Genomic DNA, 25,815 nt, shown 5'->3' with positions numbered 1-25,815 from the left:
ATGCCGGGCGCCCGCCCGCGCCCGGCATGGTCTGGATACCCGGCGGGACGTTCCTGATGGGCTCCGACCACCACTATCCGGAGGAGGCGCCCGCACACCGGGTCGGCGTCGACGGCTTCTGGATCGACCGGACCACGGTCACCAACCGCCAGTTCGCCCGCTTCGTCGCCAGGACCGGCTACGTGACCGTCGCCGAGCAGGCACCGGACCCGGCCGACTATCCCGGCGCGAAACCGGAACTGCTGGTGCCGGCGTCGACCGTGTTCCGGTCCCCGGCGCACCCCGTCGACCTGCGCGACCACTACAACTGGTGGAGCTACGTGCCCGGTGCCGACTGGCGGCACCCGCAGGGGCCGGGCAGCTCGATCAGGAAGCGGCCGGACCACCCGGTGGTGCACGTCGCCTGGGACGACGTCGAGGCGTACGCGCGGTGGGCCGGAAAGGAGCTGCCGACCGAGGCCGAGTGGGAGTTCGCCGCCCGCGGCGGGCTGGACGGCGCCGAGTTCGCGTGGGGCGACGAGTTCACCCCGGGCGGCGTCTGGATGGCCAACACCTGGCAGGGCGACTTCCCGGTCCGGAACCTCAAACAGGACGGGTACGAGGGGACCGCGCCGGTGGGCATGTTCGCGCCGAACGGCTATGGGCTGATGGACATGATCGGCAACGTCTGGGAGTGGACCACGGACTGGTACCGGTCCCATGCGGAGTCCTCGCACTCCTGCTGCACCGGCGAGAGCCCGCGGGGCGGGGACCGGGAGCGGAGTCACGACCCCGGGCTGCCACACGTCCGCATCCCCCGCAGGGTGATGAAGGGCGGCTCGCATCTGTGCGCGCCGAACTACTGCCGCCGCTACCGCCCGGCCGCGCGGATGCCCCAGACCATCGACACGGGCACGTCCCACCTCGGCTTCCGCTGCATCGTCAGGCGCTAGCGGCGACGGCGACCGTGTCACGGCGGGTGCCGGCCCGGCCCGGGTAGGCCGGTGCACGCCGCCGCGGCCGGTGAGGGCCGGCCGCGGCGACGATGATGGCAGGGCCGCGCGGAACGCGGCGCCCGCCTATCGCGCCGCGGTCACCGAGGCCGGCGGGGTGAAGCGGTCGCCGTAGAGCTTGGCCAGCTCGCACGCGCGGGCCGCGAAACCCGCCGGTCCTCCCGGATACTGCCGGACGTAGCGCAGCACCCCGCCCGTCCAGGCCGGGAAGCCGATGCCGAGCAGCGAGCCGATGTCGCCGTCCGGCTCCGAGCGCAGCACACCCTCGTCGAGGCAGCGCAGTGCGTCCAGCGACTCGGCGAACAGCAGCCTCTCCTGCAGGTCGGCGAGGGGTACCGCGCGGCCCTCGTCGGTCGCCATCTCGGCCAGGCCGCTCCAGAGCCGGCCGCGCCGGCCGTTCTCGTAGTCGTAGAAGCCGCGGCCCGCCGCCCGGCCCGAGCGGCCGAGGCCGTCCAGCAGGTCGACGACGCCGTGCGACGGCAGGGCGACGAAGTCGGCGCCCTGCGCCGCCTCGAACTGGCGGCGGATGCGCCTCATCAGGGTCAGCGAGACCTCGTCGGCCAGCGCCAGCGGGCCGGTCGGATAGCCCGCCTGCAGCGCCGCCTGCTCGATCGACGGCGCCGGGACGCCGTCGGCCAGCATGCCGATCGCCTCGTCCAGGAAGCGGCCGATCACCCGGCTGGTGAAGAAGCCGCGGCCGTCGTTGACCACGATCGGGGTCTTGCCGAGCCGCCGGCCCAGGTCGAAGGCGCGGGCCAGGGCCGCGTCGCCGGTCTGCCCGCCGACCACGATCTCCAGCAGCGGCATCTTCTCGACCGGGGAGAAGAAGTGCATGCCGATGAAGTCCGCCGGCCGGGCGACGCCCGCCGCCAGGCCGGTGATCGGCAGCGTCGAGGTGTTGGACGCGAGCAGGGCGCCCGGCGCCAGCACCGGCTCGATCTCGGCGAACACCGCGCGCTTGAGCTCGGGGTCCTCGAAGACCGCCTCGATGACCGCGTCGCAGCCCGCCAGCGCGGCCACGTCCGCGGTGGTCGTGATCCGCGCCAGGACCGCGGCGGCCCGTTCCGGGGCGAGCCGGCTGACCAGCTTCTCCGCGTGGGCGCGGCCGCGCGCGGCCGCCTCCTCGGTGACGTCCTTGAGCACGACGTCGAGGCCGGCCCGGGCGCACGCGTACGCGATACCGGCGCCCATCATCCCCGCGCCGAGCACCGCCACCCGGGTCGTCGGGGCGACCTCGACGTCCGGCCGGCCCGCACCCCCGTTGACGGTCTTCAGGTCGAAGAAGAACGCGCCGATCATGTTCTTGGCGACCTGGCCGGTGAGCAGGGTGACCAGGTGCCGGGTCTCGATCGTGAGCGCGGTGTCGACGTCGACCTGCGCGCCCTCGACCGCGGCGGCCAGGATCGCCTCGGGTGCCGGCATCCGGTTGCCCTTGAGCTGCTTGCGCAGGTTCGCGGGGAACGCCGGCAACTGCGCGGCCAGCGACGGGCTCGCGGGCGTGCCGCCGGGCATCCGGTAGCCGGGCCGGTCCCACGGCTGGGCCGCGTCCGGGTGCTCGGCGATCCAGGCGCGGGCCGCGGCGAGCAGTTCGCCGGGGGTGGCCACGACCGCGTCGACGAGCCCGGCCGTGAGGGCGTCGGCGGGACGGAACTGCCGCCCGGTCAGCAGGACGGTGGTCAGGGCCGTGGCCAGGCCCATCATCCGTACGGTCCGGGTGACGCCGCCCGCGCCCGGCAGCAGGCCGAGGGTGACCTCCGGGAAGCCCAGCCGCGAGCCGCCGGCGTCGAGGGCGACGCGGTGGTGGCAGGCCAGCGCGATCTCGAGGCCGCCGCCGAGCGCGGAGCCGTTGATCGCCGCGACCACCGGGCGGCCCAGGGTCTCCAGCCGGCGCAGGTCGCCCTTGATGGTGGCGAGCAGCGCGGTGACCGCGGGGGCGTCCGCGGGCGTCACGTTGATCATCTCGGGCAGGTCGCCGCCGGCGAAGAACGTCTGCTTCGCGCTCGTGACGATGACACCGGTGACGGAGTCGCGTTCGGACTCCAGCCGGTCGACGGCCGCGGTCATCGAGGCCGCGTACGCGCGGTTCATGGTGTTCGCGGACTGATCGGGGTCGTCGAGGGTGAGCGTGACGACGCCGTCCGGGTCGCGGTGATACGCGATCGTGGCGGTCATGACAGTGTCTCCTTCGTCGTGCCGGCTGCTCTCGGTCACGACACACGCTCGATGATGGTCGCGACGCCCATGCCGCCGCCGATGCAGAGGGTCACCAGGGCCCGGCGCAGGTCGCGGCGTTCCAGCTCGTCCAGGACGGTGCCGACGAGCATGGCGCCGGTGGCGCCGAGCGGGTGGCCGAGCGCGATCGCCCCGCCGTTGACGTTTACCTGCTCCGGGTCCAGGCGCAGGTCGCGGATGTACTTGAGCACCACCGCCGCGAAGGCCTCGTTGATCTCGAAGAGGTCGATGTCGGCGACGGTGAGCCCGGCGGTCGCGAGGGCCTTGTGTGTCGCCGGGATCGGGCCGGTGAGCATCAGCGTCGGGTCGGCGCCGCTGACCGCGGCCGAGACGATCCGGCCGCGCGGGGTGAGCCCGAGGTCGTGACCGACGGCGTCGGAGCCGATAAGCACCAGCGACGCGCCGTCCACGATGCCCGAGGAGTTCCCGGCGTGGTGCACGTGCTCGACCGACTCGAGCCAGTGGAACTTCTGCAGGGCAACGGCGTCGAAGCCGCCGGCGTCGCCGATGCCCGCGAAGGACGGCTTGAGCTTGCCGAGGCCGGCCCGGGTGGTGTCCGGGCGCATGTGCTCGTCGGTCGCGAGGATCAACCCGCCCGTCCGGTCGCGCACGGGGACCACCGAGCGGGCGAAGTACCCGCCGGCCCAGGCCTTGGCGGCCCGCTCCTGCGAGAGAATCGCGTACGCGTCGACGTCGTCGCGGCCGAAGCCCTCCAGGGTGGCGATCAGGTCCGCGCTGATGCCCTGCGGCACGAACGACGTCGCTAGGGCGGTCTCCGGGTCCATCGCCCAGGCGCCGCCGTCGGAACCCATCGGCACCCGCGACATCGCCTCCACCCCGCCGGCCAGGATCAGGCTGTCCCAGCCCGAGCGCACCCGGGCCGCGGCGGTGTTGACCGCCTCCAGCCCCGAGGCGCAGAAGCGGTTCAGCTGTACGCCGCCGACGTGGTCGGGCAGGCCGGCCAGCAGCGCCGCGGCGCGGGGGAGGTCGCCGCCCTGCTCGCCGACCGGCGAGACGATCCCCATCACGAGGTCGTCGAGCCGGTCGGTGTCGAGGCCCGGGAGCCGCTCGCGCAGCGCCTCGATCAGGCCGGTGACCAGCGAGATGGGCTTGACCCCGTGCAGCGAACCGTTGTCGCGGCCGCGGCCGCGCGGGGTGCGGACGGCGTCGTAGACATACGCCTGGCCGTCAGAGGGCACGGGCGATCAGCTCCTTCATGATCTCGTTGGTGCCGCCGTAGATCTTCTGGGCGCGGGCATCGGTGTACATCTGGGCGATGGGGAACTCGGTGGTGTAGCCGTAGCCGCCGAACAGCTGCAGGCAGCGGTCGACCACCTCGCACTGGCCGTCGGTCAGCCAGTATTTCGCCATTGCGGCGGTCGCCACGTCGAGATCGCCGTTGACGTGGCGGGCGATGCAGTCGTCGAGGAAGATCCGGCTCGCGCGCGCCCTGGTGGCGCACTCGGCCAGGACCATCCGGGTGTTCTGGTGGCCGATGAGCGGCTTGCCGAAGGCGGTGCGCTCCTTCGTGTACGCGACCGTCAGCTCGACGGCGCGCTCCATCGCCGCCACCGCGCCGATCCCGATCACCAGGCGCTCCTGCGGGAGCTGGCGCATCAGCTGGACGAAACCGAGGCCCTCGGCCTCGCCGAGCAGGTTGGCGGCCGGCACCCGCAGGCCGTCGAAGAACAGCTCCGCGGTGTCGTTGCCGCGCAGGCCGATCTTGGAGATCAGCCGCCCGCGCCGGAAGCCCGGCTGATCGCCGCCGGTCTCGCAGACCAGCAGGGAGACCCCGGCGGCGCGCTGGGACGGGTCGGTCTTGGCGGCCAGGATGACGATGTCGGCCAGACCGCCGTTGCTGATGAAGGTCTTCGCGCCGCTGACCACGTAGTCGTCGCCGTCGCGCACCGCGCGGGTCCGCATCGCCTGCAGGTCGGAGCCGCCGTCCGGCTCGGTCATCGCGATGGCGCCGATCAGCTCGCCGCTGCACAGCCCCGGCAGCCAGCGCCGTTTCTGCTCCTCGCTGCCGTAGGCGACCAGGTAGCCGGTGACGATGCCGCTGTGCACCGCGAGGCCGAGGCTGTTGTCGCCCGAGCGGGCCTGCTCGTGCAGCATCACCGCCTCGTGGGTGAAGTCGCCACCACCGCCGCCGTACTCCGCGGGGACCGAGAGGCCGAGCAGGCCGAGCTCGCCGGCCCGGCGGTAGTGCTCCCGGTCGGGATGGCCCTGTTCGGCCACCCGGGCGGCGTGCGGCAGCACCTCCTTGGCGAAGAAGGCACGGACGAGATCGGCGAGCTCGTCGTGCTCGGGCTCGCGCCACGAGGTGGGTCCGGGCTTCGGCATGGCTTTCACCTTGGTCAGTTATTGGCGGACTGTCAATAGATCGGCGCAGCGCTCGGGATCGTCCGCGAACGGCAGGTGGCCGCAGCCCGGCAGCAGCACGTGCCGGGCGTCCGGCAGTTCCTCGAGAGCCCGGCGCGCCTGGCGCCGGTACGGCAGCACCGCGTCGCGGGTACCCCAGACGATCGTGACCGGGATGCCCGCCAGCCGGGCTGGGTCGGCGCCGACCGGCAGCCGCCAGACGCCGAACGCCCGGCGGGCCGCGGCGAAGCCCGGCGCGGCGGACAGCGCCCGCGCGGAGTCGAGGCAGTCCACGGCGGACAGCCGGCCCGGGCGGCCGTAGAAGATCGAGCAGAGCGCCATGCGGCCCGGTCGGGTCGCGAGGATCCGGGGCAGGGCGGGGGAGAGCGCCCTGCTCAGGGCCCGGGAACCGCCGAGAACCGCCTGGCACCAGCGCCGGCCGGCCGGGCCCCAGAAGCCGACCGGCGCGAAGGCGGTGACCGACCGGGCCAGTCCGCGCCGGCCCAGCTCCAGCGCGATGCCGCCGCCCAGGGAGCTGCCCGCGAGTTCGGGCGACTCGACGCCGAGGGTGTCGAGGAAGTGTGCGACCACGTCGGCGAGGTGGTCCACCGATCCCGGCACCACGCCCGGTCCCGGCGGCTCCCAGGCCGGGGACTCGCCGAAGCCCGGCAGGTCGAGCGCGATGACCTCGCGGTGCCGGGCCAGGGCGCCGAGCATCGGCGCCCACACCTGGCGCCGGCTGCCGAGGCCGTGGATGAGCACCAGTACGGGACCGCTACCGCGCCGTTCGTGGGCCAGCATCGCCCCACCCCTTTGTTGACAGGCCGACAACAAGGGGCCACGGTAGCTCATGGCGTACGACTACGACGTCCTGATCATCGGCTCCGGCTTCGGCGGCGGGGTCAGCGCGTTGCGATTGACCGAGAAGGGTTACCGGGTCGGCGTGCTCGAGGCCGGCCGCAGGTTCACCGACGAGCAGTTCGCCAGGACCTCCTGGCGGATCCGTGACTACGTGTACGCGCCCGCGCTCGGCTGCTACGGAATCCTGCGGCTGACCCTGCTGCGCGACGTGCTGGTGATGTCCGGCGCCGGGGTCGGCGGTGGATCGCTCGGCTATGCCAACACCCTCTACGAGCCGCCCGACGCGTTCTTCGCCGATCCGCAGTGGGCGTCGATCACCGACTGGAAGACGGAGCTGGCGCCCTACTACGACCAGGCGACCCGGATGCTCGGCGTCGTGACCAACCCCGTCGAGACGGTCGCCGACGATGCCCTGCGCGCCGTCGCCGACGATCTCGGCGTCGGGCACACCTACCGGCGTACCCCGGTGGGGGTGCTCTTCGGCGACGCGCCCGGCGCGGAGGTTCCCGACCCGTTCTTCGGCGGCGCCGGGCCCGCCCGGCGGACCTGCACGGCGTGCGGCGCCTGCATGACCGGTTGCCGGATCGGTGCGAAGAACACCGTCGTGAAGAACTACCTGTACCTGGCCGAGGCTGCCGGCGCCGTCGTGCACCCGCTGACCACGGTGACCTCGGTGACGCCGCTGGCCGGGGGCGGGTACGCGGTCGGCACCCGCAGCACCGGCGGCCTGCGCCGCCGGCGCCCGTTCACGGCCGAACAGGTGATCTTCGCGGCCGGTGCGCTCGGCACCCAGCGGCTGCTGCACCGGATGCGTGACCGCGGCACGCTGCCCGCCGTCTCGCCGCGGCTCGGCGAGCTGAGCCGGACCAACTCGGAGTCCATCCTGGGCGCCCGCACCCGGCGGCGGGACCTCGACGTGAGCCGGGGTGTCGCCATCACCTCCTCGATCCACCCCGATCCCGTCACCCACGTCGAGCCGGTGCGGTACGGCCGTGGCAGCAACCTGCTCGCCCTGCTGGCCACCGTGCTCGTCGACGACACCGGCGGGCGGCGGCGCTGGGTGGCGGGCCTGCGTGAACTCGCCCGCAGCTGGCGCGACCTGCGGCTGCTCGCCTCGCCGCGGCGCTGGTCGCAGCAGACCATCGTGCTGCTGGCGATGCAGCCCCTCGACAACTCCGTCACCGTCCACACCGTGCGCGGCCGGCTGACCACCCGCCCGGGCGTCGGCGAGCCGAACCCGGCCTGGGTGCCCGCCGCGCACGACGTCGCCCGCCGCGTCGCCGAGAAGATCGACGGGGTGCCGCTCGGCTCGGTCACCGAACTCGTCGGCCGGCCGGTGACCGGCCACTTCATCGGCGGCTGCGCGATCGGCGCCGACCCGGCCACCGGCGTGGTCGACGCGTTCCACCGGCTCTACGGCCATCCCGGCCTGCACGTGATCGACGGTTCGGTGGTCGCCGCGAACCTCGGCGTCAACCCGTCGCTGACCATCACCGCGCTCGCCGAGCGGGCGGTCGCGCTCTGGCCCAACGCCGGCGACCCGGACCCGCGGCCGGCGCCGGACGCGCCGTATGCCCGGGTCGCGCCGGTGCCGCCCCGGCATCCGGCCGTGCCGGCGGCCGCCCCGGCCGCCCTGCGGCTCGGCATCCGACCGGCCGGTGGGTGAGGTGCCCGTGCCGGGCCCGCCGGCTGCGGCCGCCCTGTGGTCCGGCGGCGGATAGGCTCGGTGGGTGATTGTCGAGGCGGCGCAGGTGCGCAGACGGCTGGAGCCGGACGTCCGGCGCGGGCAGATCCTGGCCTGCGCGGTGCGCCTGTTCGGCGAGCGCCCGTACGCCGAGGTGTCGACCACCGACATCGCCCGCGCGGCCGGTGTGGCCCGGGGGCTGATCAACCACTACTTCGGCACCAAGAAGGACCTGTACCTCGAGGTCATCCGGGTGATGGTCACCATCCCGGAGGTGGTCGTCGAGCGGCTGCCGGAGGGCGACCTGCACACCCGGGTTGACGCCAGCGTGTCCTGGTTCCTCGACGTCGTCTCCCGGCACAGCACCTCGTGGCTGGCCGCGGTGAACGCCGGCGGGGCCCGCGACGCCGACGTGGAGCGGGTGCTGGCCGAGGCCGAGGACGCCGCGGCGGACAGCGTGCTCGTCGCCGTCGGGCTCGCCGAGGTGGCCGAGCACCGCGAGGAGCTGCGCGGGATGATCCGCGCCTACCTGGGCCTGGCCGTCGCCACGGCCAAGGAGTGGCTCAACCGCGCCGCGCTGACCCGGGCGCAGGTGCACCTGCTGCTGGCGACGACGCTGCTGGCCATCGTGGAGCAGGTCTTCCCGACCGTCGTGGCGCCGGTTCGCTGAGTCTATTGGCAACCTGTCAACAGGTTGCTAACGTTCGGCACCATGACGATCGGCGAGGTAGCCACCATGGACGCCGGCGGCGAGAACGCCGAGCGGGCATGACGGCCCCGCCGCGCGTGGCGATCATCGGCGCCGGCTTCGGCGGCGTGGCGGTCGCCGTCGGCCTGCGCCAGGCGGGGTTCACCGACGTGGTGCTGCTGGAGAAGGCGGACCGGATCGGCGGCGTGTGGCGCGACAACGCCTACCCCGGGTGCGCCTGCGACGTGCCCGCGCCGCTGTACTCCTACTCCTTCGCGCCGAATCCGGGCTGGTCGCGCCGGTTCCCGCCGCACGGGGAGATCCTCGCCTACCTGGACCGCTGCGTCACCCGCTTCGGCCTGCGTGACAACCTGCGGCTGGGCACCGAGGTCACCGACGCGACCTGGGACGCGGGCGACCGCCGCTGGCGGCTGCGCACCGCGGCGGGCGAGGAGATCGTCGCCGACGTGCTGGTACCCGCGGTCGGGCAGCTCTCCCGGCCGATCGTCCCCGAGATCCCGGGCGCCGAGCTGTTCCGCGGCCCGGCGATGCACACCGCGCGGTGGGATCCGGCGCTGCGGCTCGAGGGCAGGCGGGTGGCGGTGGTCGGGACCGGCGCGAGCGCCATCCAGCTCGTACCGGCGATCGCCGGGCGCGCCGAGCGGGTGATCGTCTTCCAGCGCAGCGCGCCGTGGACGCTGCCCAAGCCCGACCGCCGGTACGGCCGGCTGCGGCGGGCCGCCTACCGGCGGCTTCCCGCGCTGATGGCGCCGTCGCGCGCGGGCACCTGGGCGATGAGCGTGTTCACCGGCGCCGCCCTGCTCGGCAACCGGGCCGCGGCGGCGTCGCTGCGCGCCGCCTCGCGCGCCCAGCGCCGGTGGCAGGTCCGGGATCCGCGGCTACGGGCCCGGGTCACGCCCGGCGAGCCGATGGGCTGCAAGCGGGTGCTGTTCACCAGCTCCTGGCTGCCCGCCCTGGCCCGGCCCGACGTCGACCTGGTCACCGAGAAGATCGTGGGCGTGACGCCGGACGGGATCCGTACCGCCGACGGCGTCGAGCACGCCTGCGACGTGCTCGTGTACGGCACCGGCTTCGCCGCCACCGAGTTCCTGGTGCCGATGGCCGTCACGGGCCGCGACGGCGTACCGCTGGAGCGGGTGTGGCGCGACGGCGCGTTCGCGTACCTGGGCATGGCCGTGCCCGGATTCCCGAACATGTTCCTGGTCTACGGGCCGAACACGAACACCGGCAACACCTCCGTCGTCTACTTCCACGAGGCGCAGGCCCGCTACATCGTCCAGGTGGTGCGGATGCTCGCGGCCGGCGCCGCGCCGCTGGAGGTACGCCCGGAGGTGGCCGCCGCCTACGACGCGGAGCTGCAGGGCCGCCTCGCCGGCAGCGTCTGGACCGCCTGCCAGAGCTGGTACCGCAACGCGAGCGGGCGCGTCGTCACCAACTGGCCGGGCATGGCGGGGGAGTACCGCCGCCGGACCGCGCGGCTGCGCCCCGCCGACTTCGGCTGAGCCGCCGGTGTCAGGGCGAGGTCGCGGCGGCCGGGGCCGGTGCGCCGAAGCGCAGCCGGAAGTCGGCCAGGGTGACGGTCAGCAGGGGGCGCCGCCCGGCGAGGTGACCCAGTGGCCCGTCCGGCTCGACCCGCCAGGTGGAGCCGCCGAGTCGCAGCCCGGCCCGGCCGCGCACCGCCGTGCGCTTGACCGCGCCGTCGAGCGCCTGCGCCACGGACATCGGCGCCGGCCAGCGGCCGGGCAGGCGCAGCCCGGCCCCGAACGACGCCGCGGCGATCCGGCCGCTCCCGGTGCTCGCGGCCCCCTCCGTGCGGCCGTCGGGCGCGGTGCGCACGTCCAGCTCGGCCAGGTCCTTGGGTATGCCCCAGAGCTCGCGGCCGCCGTCGCGGGACTCCACGCTGTCCACCCAGATCTCAGTGATGCTGACCCGGGGCCGCCGACCCTCGTGCACCAGGACCGCGGACAGCAGCTCCCGGTACTGCAGGACGCCGCCCGGCTCGTAACGCACCCACGCGGCACCGACGAGCGCACGCCGCCCGAACGGCAGCGGTCGTACCGCCGCGGCGAGAGGATCAGGCAGCGCGGGCAGGTCGGCGCGCGGCACGGCGAAGACCGACAGGTACAGCTGACCGCGCAGGTCCCACGGCTCCGGCGGATACATGGCAGACGGCCTCCCGGTCGGTGGGACAGACGGGTTTCATCCTATTCGGATCCGGTACTAGGAGGCAGACGTGTCTGGTGATCGAGGGCCGCTGCGCGGCCTCAAGGTGATCGAGCTGGCGGGGATCGGTCCGGCGCCGTTCGCCGGGATGCTGCTCGCCGACCTCGGCGCCGACGTGGTGCGGGTGGACCGGGTCGGATCCGGCTCGCCGCTCGCCGGCGACCCCCGGTACGACCTGCTGAACCGGGGCAAGCGTTCGATCGCGGCCGACCTCAAGCAGGACGGCGACCGCGAACTCGTGCTGTCCCTCGCCGACCGGGCCGCCGTCCTCATCGAGGGCTACCGGCCCGGCGTCGCCGAGCGGCTCGGTGTCGGTCCCGAGGCGGTGCTCGCGCGCAACCCCGCCCTGGTCTACGGGCGGATGACCGGCTGGGGCCAGGACGGCCCGCTCGCCGCCAGCGCCGGGCACGACATCACCTACCTCGCGATCACCGGGGCGCTGCATGCGATCGGCCGCGCCGGCGGGCCGCCGCAGGTGCCGGTGAACCTGCTCGGCGACTTCGGCGGCGGCGCCCTCTACCTGGTGGTGGGCGTGCTCGCCGCGCTGCGCGAGGCCGAGCGCACCGGCCGGGGCCAGGTGGTCGACGCCGCGATCACCGACGGCACCGCCCACCTGACCACCCTGCTGTACGGCCTCGCCGCCGAGGGCCGGTGGCGCGACGTCCGCGGCGTGAACACCCTCGACACCGGGGCGCCGTTCTACGACGTCTACCCGGCGTCGGACGGCGGATACCTCGCGGTCGGCGCCCTGGAGCCACAGTTCTACGCCGAGTTCATCCGGCTGCTCGCCCCCGGCGACGGCCTGCCCGCCCAGTACGACCGCGGCCGTTGGCCGCAGCTGCGTGCCCGGATCGCGGCGGCCTTCGAGACCCGCACCCAGGCGGAGTGGGCCGCGATCTTCGAGGGCACCGAGGCGTGCGTGGCGCCGGTGCTGTCGTTCGCCGACGCCGCCCGGCATCCGCACCTCGTGCGGCGCGGCACCTTCGAGAGCCCGGGCGGCGTGCGGCAACCGGCCGCGGCGCCCCGGTTCTCCCTGACCCCGGCCGGTCCGGTGGGACGGCCGGCGCTGCCGGGCGAGCACAACACCGAGGTGCTCGCGGACTGGAAACCGGACGACCGGGGCTGAACCGGGCGAGTGGCGCGAACCTACCGCGACGTGGGGTCCGCGACATCTCCGTGGCGCTGGGAGGGTGGCGTCCGCCGCGCGTGCTGGAGGGTGGCGATCAGCGCCAGGGTGGACTCCGCGCCCTGGTTCAGGTTCGGGCCGTGCGGGGTCAGCCCGTCGAAGCCGCCGCCGGTCTCCGGGTCCCACATCACCGCGCCGCGGTCGTTGTCGCCGAGGAACCAGCCGATCGCCTGCCGGACGCCGTCGTGCCAGCTCGCGTCCCCGGTCGCCGCCGCCGCGGTGGCGCAGGCGTCGGCCAGGGCCGCGACCTCGATCGGCTGCTGGTCGTAGCGCTGCCGCACGCTGCCGCGCCGCCAACCGGACGCCGGCAGCACGGACAGCCGCCCGTCGCGGAGCTGGATGTCGCGCAGCCAGGTCAGCATGCGAAGCCCGGACGCCCGCAGCGCGACGTCCTGTTGGAACCGGCCGGCCGCGATGACGACCTCGGCCAGCGCCGCACTCGCGTACGCGAGGTGATGCCCGGGCCAGGACCAGTCCGGATCGGAATCGGGCCAGCCGACGGCCTTGGCCGCGTCGGCGAGCAGGGCCGCCGCCAGGGCGTTGCCGGGCTCCCGGCGCAGCACCTCCGCGGCGCCGAGACCGGCGAAGGCCATGGCGTGCGGTGACACCGAGCGGCGCGCCGCGCCCAGGGTGAAGGCGACCATGGCCTCCTGCCGGATCCAGGGCGCCGGGCTCCGGGCCGCCGCCGTCCCCAGGCCCCACAGCGCGCGACCCCACCAGTCCCCGAGCCCCGGATCGTCGGTCCAGCGCCGGTCGTAGCCGAGCCGGTTGTGGAAGGCGCCGCTGCCGTGCTGCGCGTGCGTCAGGAAACCCAGGTAGATCTCGGCCAGGCGCAGCACCGCGGGCGACGGCTCGGCCTCGCGGGCGGCGACGACCAGCCCGCGCGCCACGTCGTCGGTGCAGTAGCCGTGCTCCCGCCGGGCCAGGGCGTGCCGCGCGTGCTCCAGCAGCCCGGTGTCGTCGGTCAGCCGGGACAGGTGGGCGAAGCTGGGCGGCGGCGCCTGGCGCAGCCGCGCCGGCGTGCCCAGGGTGGCGGTCATGCCGGCGCGGCTGCCGCGTGGGTGGCGAGGAGCCGGTCGGCGAGCACCTCGTAGCGGGTCGCGACCTCGGGCCATCTCATCGTGGCGGCGACCTCGCCGGTACGCGCGGCGGCGCCGGGCCGGGCCAGCACCTTGCGGACGGCGGCGGCGAGCGCCCGCGGGTTGCGGTGCGGCACGAGCAGCCCCGGCCCGTCGGTGAGCAGTTCGACGGCGTGCGGGAAGGCGGTGGCCACCACCGGTACGCCGGCGGCGACCGCCTCGACCAGCACGCCGGACGTGACCTGCTCGACGGAGTCGTACGGCAGGACGACGACATCGGCGGAGCGGATGAGGCCGCCCAGCGCGGCGTCGTCGAGATAGTTCGACCGGTACTCCACCGCGTGGGCGACGCCGAGTTCGGCGCCGAGCTGATGCAGACCGGTCCGGTACGCCTCGCCGTGCCGCTCGATCACCCTGGGATGGGTCCGGCCGGCCACGGTGTACACCGGGTCGAGCCGGCGAAGGTGGGGCAGGGCGCGGATGGCCCATTCGATGCCCTTGCCGGGTCCGAGCAGTCCCCAGGTGAGCAGGTGCGGCCGCGGCCCGCGGACCACCGGCGTGCCGGTGTGGTCGGCGGTGCCGTGCGGGATGGCCGAGATCTTCGCCGGGTCGACGTCGTAGCCGACGACGAGCCTCTCGTACGCGGTGCCGGTCATGGTGACGACGGACCCGGCCGCGGCCACGATCTGCTCCAGCAGCGACTTCTGCCCGGCGGTGGGGCGGCTGAGCACGGTGTGCAGCACGACGATGCTGGGCACCATCAGCCGCCGCATCAGTCGCAGCACGTCCGCTCCGTCGACGCCGGGATAGATGCCGTACTCGTGCTGGATGATCGCGACGTCGTAGCCGTTGAGGGCGTCGGCGGCGGCGCGCCAGCCGCCGGCCTCCCGCGCCTGCCAGGTGTGCGCGACGTCGGGTCCCGGCGGTCCCTCGGCGCCGCCCGTGGTGACACGGACCACGCCGCCGGAGCCGGTGCCGGCCAGGAGGCTCGCGGCGAGGGCGGCGTTGAAGGTGGCGAGGCCGCAACGGGTCGGCGGGTGGGTGCTGAGGAAGCCGTACCTGGTGGCCACGGGGCCTGCTTTCCGTAGTGGGTGCTCGATCCGCGCGGGCACACCCGGGTGGCCGCGGCCGGGCCGCGGTCTGGGGCCGTGCGTCGAATCGGTGGTGCCGGGGAGCCTGACTGGCGGAAACTCCGGCTGGGCGTGCCCGGAGCTGCTGGTGCCGATCGTGGAACCCGGCGACGAGCCGGCGTGGCCGTCACCTCGAAGGGGCGACGTCGTCGTTCCGGGTTCCGTCAGCCTACGCGCCATCGGCGCGCGCAGGCTGACGGCTTCGTCACGTCCGGTGCGGGGTACCCGGGGTGAAGGGCGCCTGCCGCCCTGTGCCGGGGAGTAGATTCGGGGTATTCGCAGGTCACTCTCCCCCCTCGCGACCCGGCCGGACCCGAGGAGGGAGCACACGATGAACACGTTCGCCGACCACGACGACGCGGAACTGCTCCGCCAGGAGCTGAGCGCCGGTGATCCGCTCGTGCCCGGCCACGGCCTCAGCCCGCAGCCCGACAGCTGGGAGGCCCAGCTGCTCGTGCCGGCACCCACCGGCCACCGCTGCATCACGCACGACCGCCGCGGGCACGGCCGTTCCACCCGGGCCTCCCGCTCCGGCGCGCTGGCGAAGGCCGGGCAGGCGCCGTTCCTGTGGACGACCGGCAACGCCGTCGGCCTGCCCGGTGAGGCGTTCGACGAGCAGTGCGCCGCCTCCCTCGCGGACGGCCCGCGGGGCCGCCCGGACGTCGCGGACGGCCCCTTCGGCGCGGACTGCCCCGGCATCGCCCCGGCCGGCCCGGAGCACGTGGGCATCGACGTCCCGGTGTAGGCGGAAAGGTTCAGCCGCGGCGGAACGGGCTGCGGCGCATGGACCGCCGGTGCAGCAGCCCGGCCAGGGTCTCGCCGTGCGAGCGCGCGCCGTGTGAGGGGTGTGTCCCGGTGCGGGGATCGTCCTGCTCCTCCGCGCGCCGCGCGGCGATGCCGATGATCCAGCCCGCCACGTCCGTGCCCGGCGCGGTGTGCAGCTCCGCGGAGTGCCACGCCTCCAGGAAGGCGGCGGCGGCCACCTCGCGGGCGCGGTCGCCGTCGAGCACCTCGCGCACGGTCGCGTGCACGTCCGGAGCGAGCGCGTGGTAGAGCCGGGTGAAGGCGTCCCGGTCGGCGGCCGCCGACCGCCGGAGCAGCATGAGCAACCGGGCGGGTTCCCTGCGGTACTCGGTCAGGAACACCACCGTGTTCATCAGCGCCGCCCCGGGTGCACGTGCGGACGGCGTTGGCGTCGTGGCGATCGTGCGCTCATGATGCCTCTTCCCGGGTCGGGATGAGCGTACCGCCCGGAGTGTGACTCCACCCGGTGCGGGACCTTTCATCGATATATGTGAACGCCTCTTTACGTCATCGTCATGGCTTGGTAACTTCCTGAAACAACTTGCAAGGTCTTGCATGGTCCGGCGGCGTATACGCCCCGGTGCAGGGCAGCTATCCGCAAGGCGTTCCAAGAACAGGCTCGATCGTGACCCTGCGGTGCCCCCGCCGCGGGGCTTCCACGCACCCCTGAGGAGCCCTCGGTGAAGGTGAGCATCAGAAGACGTCTCGGCCTGGCGATGGCGTCGGCCCTGGCCGTCGCGACGTTCGGCTTCGTCGCCGCCGCGTCCGCCGCGAGCAGCGTGACCGTCTACTACCAGCGCCCGTCCGGCTGGACCACGGTCAACATCCACTATGCGCCGTACGGCGGTAGCTGGACGCCGGTGCCGGGCGTGGCGATGCAGCCGGCCTGCACGGGCTGGCTGTCGCGCACCATCGACCTCGGCGACGCCGCCGGTCTGCAGGTCGTGTTCAACAACGGCAGCGGCGTCTGGGACAACAACAACGGCGCCGACTACCGCCTCGGCACCGGCGACGTCACGGTGGCGGCCGGCCGGCCCGGCACCGGGAACCCGTGCGCGACGCCGACGCCGTCGCCCAGCGGCTCGCCGACGGCGACACCCACCCCGACCAGCACGCCCGGCACCCCGACCGGCAGCCCGCTCGGCGGCGACCCGCGCGAGGACACCATCTACTTCGTCATGACCGCCCGCTTCAACGACGGCGACAGCGCCAACAACCGCGGCGGCAGCCAGCACGTGAAGTCGGGCAACGCGGCCAACGGCGACCCGATGTTCCGCGGCGACTTCGAGGGACTGATCGACAAGCTCGACTACATCAAGGGCCTCGGCTTCTCGGCCATCTGGATCACGCCGGTGGTGCTCAACCGCTCGGACTACGACTACCACGGCTACCACGGCTGGGACTTCTACCGGATCGACGGCCGCCTCGAGACGGCCGGCAACACCTACCAGGACCTCATCGACAAGGCGCACGCCAAGGGCATCAAGATCTATCAGGACGTGGTCTACAACCACAGCTCCCGCTGGGGCGCCAAGGGCCTCTTCACCCCGACCGTGTACGGCGTCCGCGACTCCCAGTGGAGCTGGTACTACGACCAGCCGAACGCGGGCTTCGCCTACGACGGCCTGACCGTCGAGCCCACCTCGGGCCGGTCGTACTACAACGGCGACATCTGGTCGACGACCGAGCCGGTCGGCAACACCTGCCTCAACTGGGGCAGGCCGACCGGTGGGAGGAGCGCCGAGGGCTACACCCTCTACAACTGCCAGTGGCCCAGCCCGACCTCGGGCATGTTCCCCGCCGAGTACTACCACCGCTGCTGGATCGGCAACTGGGAGGGCGAGGACGCCCGCAGCTGCTGGACCCACGAGGACCTGGCCGACCTCAACACCGAGAGCGCGGTCGTGCAGAGCCACCTGATCAACGCGTACAACAGGTACATCGACATGGGCGTCGACGGCTTCCGGGTGGACACGGCCGTGCACATCCCGCGCAACACCTGGAACCGGCGGTTCCTGCCGGCCATCCGGCAGCATGCGATCGCCACCCACGGCGACAAGGGCCGGGACTTCTACGTCTTCGGCGAGGTCGCCGCGTTCGTGCACGACAAGTGGAACCGGGGCTCGGTCAACCACTCCGCACAGTTCTTCACCTGGAAGGAGCGCCGGGAGTACAGCGCCGACGACATCCGGGCGGCCGCGGAACAGTTCGAGTACGAGAACCTCATGGGCCCGGGCAACCAGCCGACCAGCACCAACGCGTTTCTCGACGGCAACACGTACCACGAGCCCGACCACAGCAGGTTCTCCGGCATGAACGTGATCGACATGCGCATGCACATGAACTTCGGCGAGGCCGGCAACGCCTTCCACAACGGCAGGGACTCCGACGACAGCTACAACGACGCCACCTACAACGCCGTCTACGTCGACAGTCACGACTACGGCCCGAACAAGTCCTCGGTCCGCTACGCCGGCGGCACCGACGCCTGGGCCGAGAACATGAGCCTGATGTGGACGTTCCGCGGCATACCGACGCTCTACTACGGCTCGGAGATCGAGTTCCAGGCCGGCAGACCGATCGACTGCGGGCCGTCCTGCCCCCTCGCCACGACCGGCCGGGCGTACTTCGGCGATCACCTGGCCGGCTCGGTGACCGCCACGGATTTCGGCGTGGTCGCGAGCGCCTCCGGCGCGGTGGCGACGACCCTGGCCCAGCCGCTGGTCAAGCACGTGCAGCGGCTCAACCAGATCCGCCGGGCGATACCCGCCCTGCAGAAGGGGCAGTACTCCACCGAGGGCATCTCCGGGACGATGGCGTTCAAGCGCCGCTTCACCGCCGGCGGCGTCGACAGCTTCGCGCTGGTCGCGCTCTCCGGCACGGCCACGTTCACCGGCATACCGAACGGCACCTACGTCGACGCGGTCACCGGCGACACCCGGACCGTCGGCGACGGCACGCTGACCGCGGCCGCCTCCGGCAAGGGCAACCTGCGGGTCTACGTGCTGAGCCTGCCGGGCAACCCCGCGCCGGGCCGGATCGGCACGGCGGGACCCTACCTGAGGTAGTCACGTGATCCCCCCGGAACGCGAGGGCGGCGTAGCATCGGGCTCACCATGGACCTGCACTGGTGGTCGATCGAGGTCTTCGACGGCGCGGCGCTCTCGGCGGCGCGCTGGCAGGACGCGCACGGCAACGCCCTCACCGAGGCCGCCATCACCCACGGGGCCTACGAGTGGCACTGGCACCGGCACACCTGGGGCGTGCTGTTCGAGATCGGCTTCCGCGGCGACGAGCGGTGGTCCGTGTTCCGGGAGCTGCCGGCCGTGCGCGCCGCGCTGGACGCGGTGCCCGACCCTGTCAACGGCCTGATGGTCTACCCGGGTCGCGGCGGCAGCTCGGGCCGGGTGCGGCCGCGCCGGCCGCGGCCGGTGTCGGGCGCGGGCGCGGCGGAGCTGCCGATCGAGCCCGAGACGATCTCGGCCACCCTCGCCGGGTGCCGGCCGCCCGTGACCGCCGCCGGCGTACTCGCCGCCTGACGGGGTCCCGGGGGTCGGGCGGGTCAGGCGTGCCGGCGCTGGACTGCGATGAGCTGGTTGAGCCGCTCGACCTGGCCGCTGATCGCCTCGGCAGCCGTGCGGACGGTCTGCGCCGCCTGCGCGGACGCCTGCACCGAGTCCGCGACCGAGCGCACGCCGCCGGACATCTGCGCGGTGGTGGCGGTCTGCTCCTCCACGGCGCCGGCGATCATGGTCTGCTGCTCGGCCACCCGGTCGATCAGCTCGACGATCCCGGCGATCGCGCCGTCGACCTGTGAGCTCTCGCCCTGGATGGCGTCGGCCATCGCGATGATCTGCTGAGTCGCCTCGGCGGTGCGCGCGGCGAGGTCCTTGACCTCGCCGGCGACGACGGCGAAGCCCTTGCCGCTCTCCCCGGCCCGGGCCGCCTCGATTGTCGCGTTGAGCGCCAGCAGCTTGGTCTGGTCGGCGATGGAGGTGATCAGCTTGGTGACGTCGCTGATCTGCCGGCTGGACTCCTGCAGCCGGACCATGGTCTGCGCCGCGTCCCGGGCCGAGGCCACGGCCGCGCCGGTGTCCGCGGACGCGGCGATGACCCGGTCGGAGATCTCGCTGATGCTCGCGGTCATCTCCGCGGAGCCCTGCGAGATCAGCTGAGCCTGGTCGGCCGCGCCGCCGGAGGTGGTGGTCAGGTGGTCGCCGAGGTCGTTGAGCGAGTGCACCGCCGAGTCGAGGTCCGCGGCGAGCTCGCCGGCGACGTCCGCCGAGGTCACCCTGGCGGTCACGTCCGCCCAGGTCGCGACGTACCCGCCGCCGGGGATGCGGTTGACGACGGTCTCGGCGTAGACGTCGTTCTCGCCGCCGCCGAGCTTGCGGGCCCGGACGTGCGGGTACTCCCTGACGGTGGCGATGATCTCCTTGCACGAGTCGCGCACGGCCTGCAGCGCGGCCGGTCCCCGCTCCGCGACGACGCGGTTCATCATCGCGACGCCGGCCTCGTTACGCCAGACGACGTCGCCGTTGTCGTCGACGATGACCATCACGACCGGGAGCGCCGAGAGCGCGGCGCGCAGCGCCTCGGCGCTGTCCACCAACGGGTGCACCGATTCGCCCTTGCCGAAAGATCCGAACCTCGCCACGGTGTTTCCCCATCCCTGTGATCAGTCTGGGACCCTCATCGACCGGCTCGGGACCGGCAAAAGCAAATTCCGCACAATTTCTGTGACGCGCGGCGCGGCGGACCGGCCGGACGCCGGCCGCAACCGGGCGCGTGGGGGCGCGCACGGTTGCGGCCGGACGTTGGGGCGCGCCGCTACCCGAGCGGCGCCGTCACGGTGAAGGACGCGTCCGCCCTGAGGGTGGCTCCGCCGTCGTTGCGGTCGATGCGCAGCTCGTAGTTGTAGTGGCGGAGGTAGAAGCCGGGGTAGTTGTACGACTCGAACGAGGTCGTACCGGTGCCGGAGAGCCCGGCGCGGCCGCAGAAGGTGGCGTCGTTGCGGAAGTTCGCCGTGCCGTCGTTCGCCGCCAGCACCAGGCGGTTGTCGTAGTGGCGCAGGTAGCGGCCGGCCGGGTTGATCGACTGCAACGAGTAGCAGCTGCCGTTGGCCAGCCCGGCGCCGATCGTGAAGGTGGCGGCCTGCCGGTCGGCGGCGCCGCTCGCCGCGCTCAGCGGGTCGAGGTAGCCCAGGCCGTCGCGGTGCCGCACGTACCGGTCGGGGAAGTTCGCCGAGCGCAGCGACCGGTTCCCGGTCGGCACGGCGGTGCTGTCGCCGACGTTCTCGCGCAGCACGGTGAAGTGCCGGACGGTGCCGGAGAGCCCGGGCAGCTCGGTCTTCGCCGACCAGGTGTTCAGGTCGGTGCTGTCCGCGTAGTAGTAGTGGCCCGCACCGTACTGGTCGAAGTAGAGCCGCCAGGCGCCCGACGGGAGTTGCACCAGCGCCGGGCCCTCGAGCCCGGAGCCCCAGCCCGCCCAGTTGCCCGTGCCGGTGAAGGTCCACGGCCCGGTGAGCGACGCCGCCGTCGCGTGCTCGATGTACTTGGTGGTCTCGTTCTTGAGGAACGCGTGGTAGGTGCCGCCGGACCGCACGACGAAGGTGTCGATGTGGTTGGCCGGGATGCCGATCGCGGCCCGCGCGCTCCACGTGGAGAGGTCCCCGCTGGTCGCGGTGATCCGGTACGGCTGGAACTGTCCCGCCGTGCCCGCGGTCGACGCGGAGAAGATGACGTGGACGCTGCCGTCGGTGTCCTTGAACCACTCCGGCGCCCAGGTGCTGCCCGTCGAGCCGTTGAGCCCGACGGTGACGTTGCGCAGGAAGGTCCAGTTCACGTGGTCGGTGCTGCGGGCGAAGCCGATCGTGTTCCCGGTCCAGTTCGTGGTGTAGACGATGTAGTAGTAGCCGTCGGTGTGCCGCATGATGCTCGGGTCGCGGATCAGCCCGGACGGCGGCGTGTACGCGTTCGCCCGGATCAGGCTGTAGTCCGTGGCGTTCGGCGAGTCGTAGACGTACATGTTGGACTCGCTGGAGTTGGTGAACGCGGTCATCAGGTAGTGCGGTGCCGGCCCGGCCGCGCCGGCGGGGTTTTCGCCCAGCCCGACCCAGGCAGTGCCGGCCGCCAGGCCGCTCAGCGCGGCGGCCAGGACTCGTCGGTGCAGGCTGACGTTCCTCACGTTTCCTCCTGATGTGACCGCTAACAATCGCGGCCGCGAACTGCCGGGGTCGTGCCGTGCGGTTGATGGCGTTCATCTCAGCGCATTACATCGATCCACGTCAAGATGTGGCCCGGTGCCGTCAGGGGCGGACCGCCCAGTCCTGCACGTCGATCCGGCTGCCGCCGTAGCGCGGCGCGAAGATGCTCAGCACGCCGCCGGTCGTCGCGACCACCGACCCGGCGTTGTTCCGCCAGGTGCGCCCGTTGTCCCTGCTGTACGCGTAGAACAGGTCGTGGTTGGTGCTGACGTTCGAGGTCTCGCGCACCGTCCACGTCGCGTGCAACAGCCCGGTCGAGTCGTACTCGATGCCGAACAGGTAAGCGTTGTTGTTCGCCGTGGTGCCGTCGATGAACCGGCCGACGGACGTCCACGCCCCGGACGCGTACTCGTAGAGGACCTCGTCGCCGGCGCCGCTGGTGCCGGTCCGCAGCGCGAGTTGCAGGGCGCCGGCGGGGGTGGTGAGGAACTGCGGGTAGGTCAGCGTCGGCATGCCCGCCCCGGTCAGGGTCGACTGCACCGCGCCGAAACCGCTCGCCTGCCAGGCCGCGGTGTCGGGCGAGGTGGCCAGCCCGGCGACGGATCTGCGGTACCGCAGCGCCGAGGAGTGCATGTCGAAGGCGAGGTTCACCGTGCCGTCCTGCCGGGAGACGCCGATGCTGATGGTGTTGTGGGAGTCCGTCGAGGTGGTCGCGTAGTCGGTGAGCCGCAGGTTCTGCCAGGGGCCGGACGGCAGCTTGCCCCGGGACACGCCGACCCCGCGCGGGCGCGCCGCGCGGGGTGTACCCGGCGGGTCAGACAAGCATGTCCAGCGTGCCCGTCTTCTCCTGCCGCTCCTCCAGCGCCTTCAGGTCGGTCTTGGTGACCGCTTCCTTGTCCGCGGCGGCGACCTTCTGGGCGGCCTTCTCGGCGAGGTCGGAGGCCAGCTTCTGCTGGAACCGCTGAAACTCGACGCGCGCGGCGGAACCAGTCGAATTCGCCGGGCCGATGTTGTCTACCGCCATGCTGTACTCCTGTCCAGATGATCTACTCTCGGCCCTTCCATCGGCCGGTCGCCCGCCATCTGCACCTTTATTCGCCGGAAACCTCAAGCGCGGGGGTCAGCTGCCGCCGGCGCGTTCCCACCGGTCCCGCAGCGCGGTCGCGCGCCGGGCGGAGTTGATGCCGAGCCAGCGCAGCGGCTCCGGTTCCCAGCGCCGGGACCGGTGCCCGACCCAGGGCAGCCGGGTCAGGTCGCTCTCGGCGCCGGTGATCAGGTCGGCGAGCGTCCGGCCGGCCAGGTTGGCCGCCGCGACGCCGTCGCCGACGTAGCCGCCCGCCCAGGCGAGGCCGTCGCGCAGCCCGGCCGAGGGCATCCAGTCCCGGGGGATGCCGAGCGGGCCGCCCCACCGGTACGCGACCGGCGGGTCGATGCCGAACAGGTCGGTGAGGGCCCGGCGCAACGCGTCGAAGACCGCCGGCTCCCGGTCGTACGCCGGGCGCACCCGCGAACCGAAGTGGTACGGCGCGCCGCGCCCGCCGAACGCGAGACGGTCATCGGCGGTGCGCTGACCGTAGACGATCAGGTGCCGGTGGTCGGTGAACGTCTCCCGCCGGGCCAGCCCGATCCGTTCCCACGCCGAGGGCGGCAGCGGCTCGGTGGCGATCATCAGCGAGTACACCGGTGCCAGCGCCCTGCGGTGGCCGGCCAGCCCGGACGTGTAGCCCTCCAGGGCACGGAGCACGACGTCCGCGCGTACCGTGCCGCGGTCGGTGACCACCGACCCGCGCGACAGCCGCAGCGCCCGGGTGCCCTCGTAGATCGCGACGCCGCCGCGCTCGACCGCCGTGGCCAGGCCGCGGACCAGGGCCGCGGGCTGCAGCGAGGCGCAGTCCGGGCTGAAGGCGGCGCCGCGGACGCCGGACGCGCCGCAGATCCGGGTCGCCGCGGCGGCGTCGAGCAGCCGCACGTCCAGGCCGAACTCCGCGGCCTCCCGCGCCTGCGCCTCGGCGCGGCGCAGCTGGGCGGCCGAACGGGCGAGCGCCACGGTCCCGCCCTTGGCGAAGGAGCAGTCGATGCCCTCGGCCGCGGCGGCCCGGCCCACCTCGTCCACGCTCGCGGCGAGCGCGCGGTGCATCTCCGTCGCCGCGGCGCGTCCGTGCCGGCGGGCCAGCGCGCCGGCGGGCACCGGGAACAGCCCGGAGCACCAGCCGCCGTTGCGGCCCGACGCGCCGAAGCCCGCGTACTCGGCCTCCAGCACCGCGATCCGCAGGCCGGGATCGGCCCGCGCCAGGTAGTACGCGGTCCACAGCCCGGTGTACCCGCCGCCGACGATCGCGACGTCCACGTCGCGGTCGCCGGGCAGCGGCGCCCGGGCGGCGGCCGGCTCCCGCGCCGCGGCCAGCCAGTAGGACTCGCTCAGAGTCGGGTCCAGGCCTCGGTGAGCACCGAGCGCAGCGCCTGCTCGATCTCGGCGAAGTGCTCCTCCTCGCAGATCAGCGGGGGAGCGAGCTGGATGACCGGGTCGCCCCGGTCGTCGGCGCGGCAGTACAGACCGCTTTCGAACAGCGCGCGGGACAGGAAGCCGCGCAGCAGCCGCTCGGACTCGTCGGCGTCGAACGTCGCCTTGGTGTCCTTGTCCTTGACCAGTTCGATGCCGAAGAAGTAGCCGTCGCCGCGGACGTCGCCGACGATCGGCAGGTCGGTCAGCCGTTCCAGGTACGACCGGAACAGCGCCGAGTTGGCCCGGACATGGCCGTTGAGGTCCTCGCGCTCGAAGATGTCGAGGTTGGCCAGGGCGACCGCGGACGCCACCGGGTGCCCGCCGAAGGTGACGCCGTGCGAGAACGAGTTCGCACCGGTCAGGAACGGCTCGACCAGGCGCTCGGAGGCGATCATCGCGCCCAGCGGGACGTACCCGGAGGTCAGGCCCTTGGCGCAGGTGATGATGTCGGGGGTGTAGCCGTACCGGGCGGAGCCGAAGTACTCGCCGAGCCGGCCGAACGCGCAGATCACCTCGTCGGAGACGAGCAGCACGTCGTAGCGGTCGCAGATCTCGCGGACCCGCTGGAAGTAGCCGGGCGGCGGCGGGAAGCAGCCGCCGGCGTTCTGCACCGGCTCGAGGAACACGCAGGCCACCGTGTCCGGGCCCTCGAACTCGATGGCTTCGGCGATGCGGTCCGCGGCCCAGACGCCGAACTGCTCCTCGCTCATCGAGGGGTCGGGGCGCCGGTAGTAGTTGGTGTTCGGCACCTTCAGCGCGCCCGGCACGAGCGGCTCGAACTCCTGCTTGATCAGCGGCAGGCCGGTGAGCGACAGCGCGCCCATGGTGGTGCCGTGGTACGCGATGGTCCGCGAGATCGCCTTGGTCTTCATCGGCTTGCCGGCCAGCTTGAAGTAGCTGCGGGCCAGCTTCCACGCGCTCTCGACGGCCTCGGAACCGCCGGTGGTGAAGAAGACCCGGTTCAGGTCGCCGGGTGCCAGCGCGGCGAGCCGCTCGGCCAGCTCGACCGCGGTGGGGTGCGCGTAGGACCAGAGCGGGAAGTAGGCGAGCTCCGAGGCCTGTTTGGACGCCGCCTCGGCGAGCTCGGTGCGGCCGTGCCCGGCCTGCACGACGAACAGGCCGGAGAGCCCGTCCAGGTAGCGCCGGCCCTGCTGGTCCCAGATGTACGGTCCCGAGCCGCGCACGATGACGGGCACCTCGGCGGCGCCGGCGCCGGTGTACGAGGACATCCGGGTGAAGTGCATCCACAGGTGGTCCCGGGCGGAGGCGGAGAGTTCGTCGGTCATCGGGTCCCCCACGCGTAGGTCTGCTTGGCGAGCTTGAGGTACATGAAGGTCTCCGTGCCGGTGACGCCCGGCACCGCACGGATGGAGTCGTTGAGCAGCGTCAGCAGGTGCTCGTCGTCGGTGCAGACGAGCTCGACGAGCAGGTCGTAGCCGCCGGCGCAGTAGACGACGTAGTCGACCTCCGGTATCTGGGCGAGGGCGTCGGCCACCGGGCGCAGGTCACCGGTCACCCGGACGCCGACCATCGCCTGCCGGGCGAAGCCCAGCATCAGCGGGTCGGTGACCGCGACGATCTGCATCATGCCTCCGTCCAGCAGGCGTTGGACGCGCTGCCGGACGGCGGCCTCCGACAACCCGATGATCTTGGCGAGCCCGGCGTAGGACATGCGTCCGTCGCGCTGCAGGTGCTCGATGATCTGCTTGTTGACATCGTCCAGGGCCAGGTCCGTCACGCAGCGATTCTGGCCTGTGGGGAGGGGAATGGCAACGGAATCCGTTGGCGGGTTCCGGTCACTCCCGTGATTCCGTCGCGATGACCTCCTCGGCGTGGCGTCGAGTCC

23 protein-coding genes are annotated in these 25,815 nt (G+C 73.2%); 8 read left to right on the top strand and 15 right to left on the bottom strand.

Going from position 1 to position 25,815, the window contains the following annotated elements; genetic code table 11:
• Nucleotides 1-26 precede the first annotated feature (26 nt).
• A complete protein-coding gene (locus tag AB0B58_RS29110) occupies nucleotides 27-932 on the top strand; it encodes a formylglycine-generating enzyme family protein (RefSeq protein WP_360230015.1) in 906 nt (301 codons plus the stop codon).
• A gap of 126 nt (nucleotides 933-1,058) precedes the next feature.
• On the opposite strand, the gene AB0B58_RS29105 is transcribed toward AB0B58_RS29110, so the two are convergent.
• The 4 genes from AB0B58_RS29105 to AB0B58_RS29090 are packed head-to-tail and all read right to left on the bottom strand — an operon-like array spanning nucleotide 1,059 to nucleotide 6,386.
• On the bottom strand, nucleotides 1,059-3,164 hold the full coding sequence (locus AB0B58_RS29105) for a 3-hydroxyacyl-CoA dehydrogenase NAD-binding domain-containing protein (protein WP_360229977.1): 2,106 nt from the start codon (nucleotides 3,162-3,164) through the stop codon (nucleotides 1,059-1,061).
• A gap of 35 nt (nucleotides 3,165-3,199) precedes the next feature.
• The gene (locus tag AB0B58_RS29100) at nucleotides 3,200-4,423 is read right to left on the bottom strand and encodes an acetyl-CoA C-acetyltransferase (protein ID WP_360229975.1); all 1,224 of its coding nucleotides are present in this window, start codon (nucleotides 4,421-4,423) and stop codon (nucleotides 3,200-3,202) included.
• A complete protein-coding gene (locus AB0B58_RS29095) occupies nucleotides 4,413-5,567 on the bottom strand; it encodes an acyl-CoA dehydrogenase family protein (RefSeq protein ID WP_360229973.1) in 1,155 nt (384 codons plus the stop codon). The genes AB0B58_RS29100 and AB0B58_RS29095 overlap by 11 nt, the downstream gene beginning before the upstream one ends.
• Before the next feature lie 18 nt (nucleotides 5,568-5,585).
• The gene (locus tag AB0B58_RS29090) at nucleotides 5,586-6,386 is read right to left on the bottom strand and encodes an alpha/beta fold hydrolase (protein ID WP_360229972.1); all 801 of its coding nucleotides are present in this window, start codon (nucleotides 6,384-6,386) and stop codon (nucleotides 5,586-5,588) included.
• Nucleotides 6,387-6,435: 49 nt separating this feature from the next.
• Here AB0B58_RS29090 and AB0B58_RS29085 point away from each other — a divergent pair, with 49 nt between their 5' ends.
• The 3 genes from AB0B58_RS29085 to AB0B58_RS29075 all read left to right on the top strand — a co-directional run bounded on the left by AB0B58_RS29085 (nucleotide 6,436) and on the right by AB0B58_RS29075 (nucleotide 10,341).
• Nucleotides 6,436-8,112: a GMC family oxidoreductase gene (locus AB0B58_RS29085; protein WP_360229970.1), complete on the top strand. Its 1,677-nt coding sequence runs from the start codon at nucleotides 6,436-6,438 to the stop codon at nucleotides 8,110-8,112.
• Between the two features lie 64 nt (nucleotides 8,113-8,176).
• Entirely contained in the window at nucleotides 8,177-8,800 is a 624-nt protein-coding gene (locus AB0B58_RS29080; RefSeq protein WP_360229968.1) for a helix-turn-helix domain-containing protein, read from the top strand.
• Nucleotides 8,801-8,898: 98 nt separating this feature from the next.
• Nucleotides 8,899-10,341: an NAD(P)/FAD-dependent oxidoreductase gene (locus AB0B58_RS29075; RefSeq protein ID WP_360229966.1), complete on the top strand. Its 1,443-nt coding sequence runs from the start codon at nucleotides 8,899-8,901 to the stop codon at nucleotides 10,339-10,341.
• Nucleotides 10,342-10,351: 10 nt separating this feature from the next.
• Here AB0B58_RS29075 and AB0B58_RS29070 read toward each other — a convergent pair whose 3' ends face one another.
• Complete coding sequence (locus tag AB0B58_RS29070) at nucleotides 10,352-11,002, bottom strand: acetoacetate decarboxylase family protein (RefSeq protein WP_360229964.1); 651 nt, start codon at nucleotides 11,000-11,002, stop codon at nucleotides 10,352-10,354.
• 70 nt (nucleotides 11,003-11,072) lie between these two features.
• Here AB0B58_RS29070 and AB0B58_RS29065 point away from each other — a divergent pair, with 70 nt between their 5' ends.
• On the top strand, nucleotides 11,073-12,188 hold the full coding sequence (locus tag AB0B58_RS29065) for a CaiB/BaiF CoA-transferase family protein (RefSeq protein WP_360229962.1): 1,116 nt from the start codon (nucleotides 11,073-11,075) through the stop codon (nucleotides 12,186-12,188).
• Nucleotides 12,189-12,208: 20 nt separating this feature from the next.
• Here AB0B58_RS29065 and AB0B58_RS29060 read toward each other — a convergent pair whose 3' ends face one another.
• Nucleotides 12,209-13,288, bottom strand: a complete 1,080-nt coding sequence (locus AB0B58_RS29060) for a glycosyltransferase (RefSeq protein ID WP_360229960.1) — start codon at nucleotides 13,286-13,288, stop codon at nucleotides 12,209-12,211.
• Nucleotides 13,285-14,397 (bottom strand): glycosyltransferase, encoded by a 1,113-nt coding sequence (locus AB0B58_RS29055; protein WP_360229958.1) that lies wholly within the window; start codon nucleotides 14,395-14,397, stop codon nucleotides 13,285-13,287. The genes AB0B58_RS29060 and AB0B58_RS29055 overlap by 4 nt, the downstream gene beginning before the upstream one ends.
• 391 nt (nucleotides 14,398-14,788) lie before the next feature.
• On the opposite strand from AB0B58_RS29055, the gene AB0B58_RS29050 reads away from it, so the two are divergent.
• Nucleotides 14,789-15,202 (top strand): hypothetical protein, encoded by a 414-nt coding sequence (locus AB0B58_RS29050; RefSeq protein ID WP_360229956.1) that lies wholly within the window; start codon nucleotides 14,789-14,791, stop codon nucleotides 15,200-15,202.
• A gap of 10 nt (nucleotides 15,203-15,212) precedes the next feature.
• On the opposite strand, the gene AB0B58_RS29045 is transcribed toward AB0B58_RS29050, so the two are convergent.
• Entirely contained in the window at nucleotides 15,213-15,614 is a 402-nt protein-coding gene (locus AB0B58_RS29045; RefSeq protein WP_360229954.1) for a hypothetical protein, read from the bottom strand.
• Nucleotides 15,615-15,941: 327 nt separating this feature from the next.
• On the opposite strand from AB0B58_RS29045, the gene AB0B58_RS29040 reads away from it, so the two are divergent.
• Entirely contained in the window at nucleotides 15,942-18,329 is a 2,388-nt protein-coding gene (locus tag AB0B58_RS29040; RefSeq protein WP_360229952.1) for an alpha-amylase family glycosyl hydrolase, read from the top strand.
• Between the two features lie 48 nt (nucleotides 18,330-18,377).
• The gene (locus AB0B58_RS29035) at nucleotides 18,378-18,800 is read left to right on the top strand and encodes a hypothetical protein (RefSeq protein ID WP_360229950.1); all 423 of its coding nucleotides are present in this window, start codon (nucleotides 18,378-18,380) and stop codon (nucleotides 18,798-18,800) included.
• A 23-nt stretch (nucleotides 18,801-18,823) separates the two neighbouring features.
• Here AB0B58_RS29035 and AB0B58_RS29030 read toward each other — a convergent pair whose 3' ends face one another.
• The 7 genes from AB0B58_RS29030 to AB0B58_RS29000 all read right to left on the bottom strand — a co-directional run bounded on the left by AB0B58_RS29030 (nucleotide 18,824) and on the right by AB0B58_RS29000 (nucleotide 25,707).
• On the bottom strand, nucleotides 18,824-19,918 hold the full coding sequence (locus tag AB0B58_RS29030; protein WP_360229948.1) for a methyl-accepting chemotaxis protein: 1,095 nt from the start codon (nucleotides 19,916-19,918) through the stop codon (nucleotides 18,824-18,826).
• Between the two features lie 173 nt (nucleotides 19,919-20,091).
• Nucleotides 20,092-21,447: a glycoside hydrolase family 43 protein gene (locus AB0B58_RS29025; RefSeq protein WP_360229946.1), complete on the bottom strand. Its 1,356-nt coding sequence runs from the start codon at nucleotides 21,445-21,447 to the stop codon at nucleotides 20,092-20,094.
• Nucleotides 21,448-21,568: 121 nt separating this feature from the next.
• A complete protein-coding gene (locus AB0B58_RS29020) occupies nucleotides 21,569-22,288 on the bottom strand; it encodes a BNR repeat-containing protein (RefSeq protein ID WP_360229944.1) in 720 nt (239 codons plus the stop codon).
• On the bottom strand, nucleotides 22,281-22,490 hold the full coding sequence (locus AB0B58_RS29015) for a hypothetical protein (RefSeq protein ID WP_360229942.1): 210 nt from the start codon (nucleotides 22,488-22,490) through the stop codon (nucleotides 22,281-22,283). Before AB0B58_RS29015 ends, AB0B58_RS29020 begins: the two co-directional genes overlap by 8 nt.
• Nucleotides 22,491-22,586: 96 nt before the next feature.
• A complete protein-coding gene (locus AB0B58_RS29010; RefSeq protein ID WP_360230013.1) occupies nucleotides 22,587-23,900 on the bottom strand; it encodes an FAD-dependent oxidoreductase in 1,314 nt (437 codons plus the stop codon).
• Nucleotides 23,885-25,255, bottom strand: a complete 1,371-nt coding sequence (locus AB0B58_RS29005) for an aspartate aminotransferase family protein (RefSeq protein WP_360229940.1) — start codon at nucleotides 25,253-25,255, stop codon at nucleotides 23,885-23,887. The genes AB0B58_RS29010 and AB0B58_RS29005 overlap by 16 nt, the downstream gene beginning before the upstream one ends.
• Nucleotides 25,252-25,707, bottom strand: coding sequence for an Lrp/AsnC family transcriptional regulator (locus AB0B58_RS29000; RefSeq protein ID WP_360229938.1), 456 nt, complete (start codon nucleotides 25,705-25,707; stop codon nucleotides 25,252-25,254). Before AB0B58_RS29000 ends, AB0B58_RS29005 begins: the two co-directional genes overlap by 4 nt.
• Nucleotides 25,708-25,815: the final 108 nt, after the last annotated feature.

The organism is Actinoplanes sp. NPDC049118 (genome assembly GCF_040648555.1).
Classification (GTDB): Bacteria; Actinomycetota; Actinomycetes; order Mycobacteriales; family Micromonosporaceae; genus Actinoplanes.
Note: the sequence above shows the minus strand (reverse complement) of the source record. Positions and strands in the feature narration are given on the sequence as shown.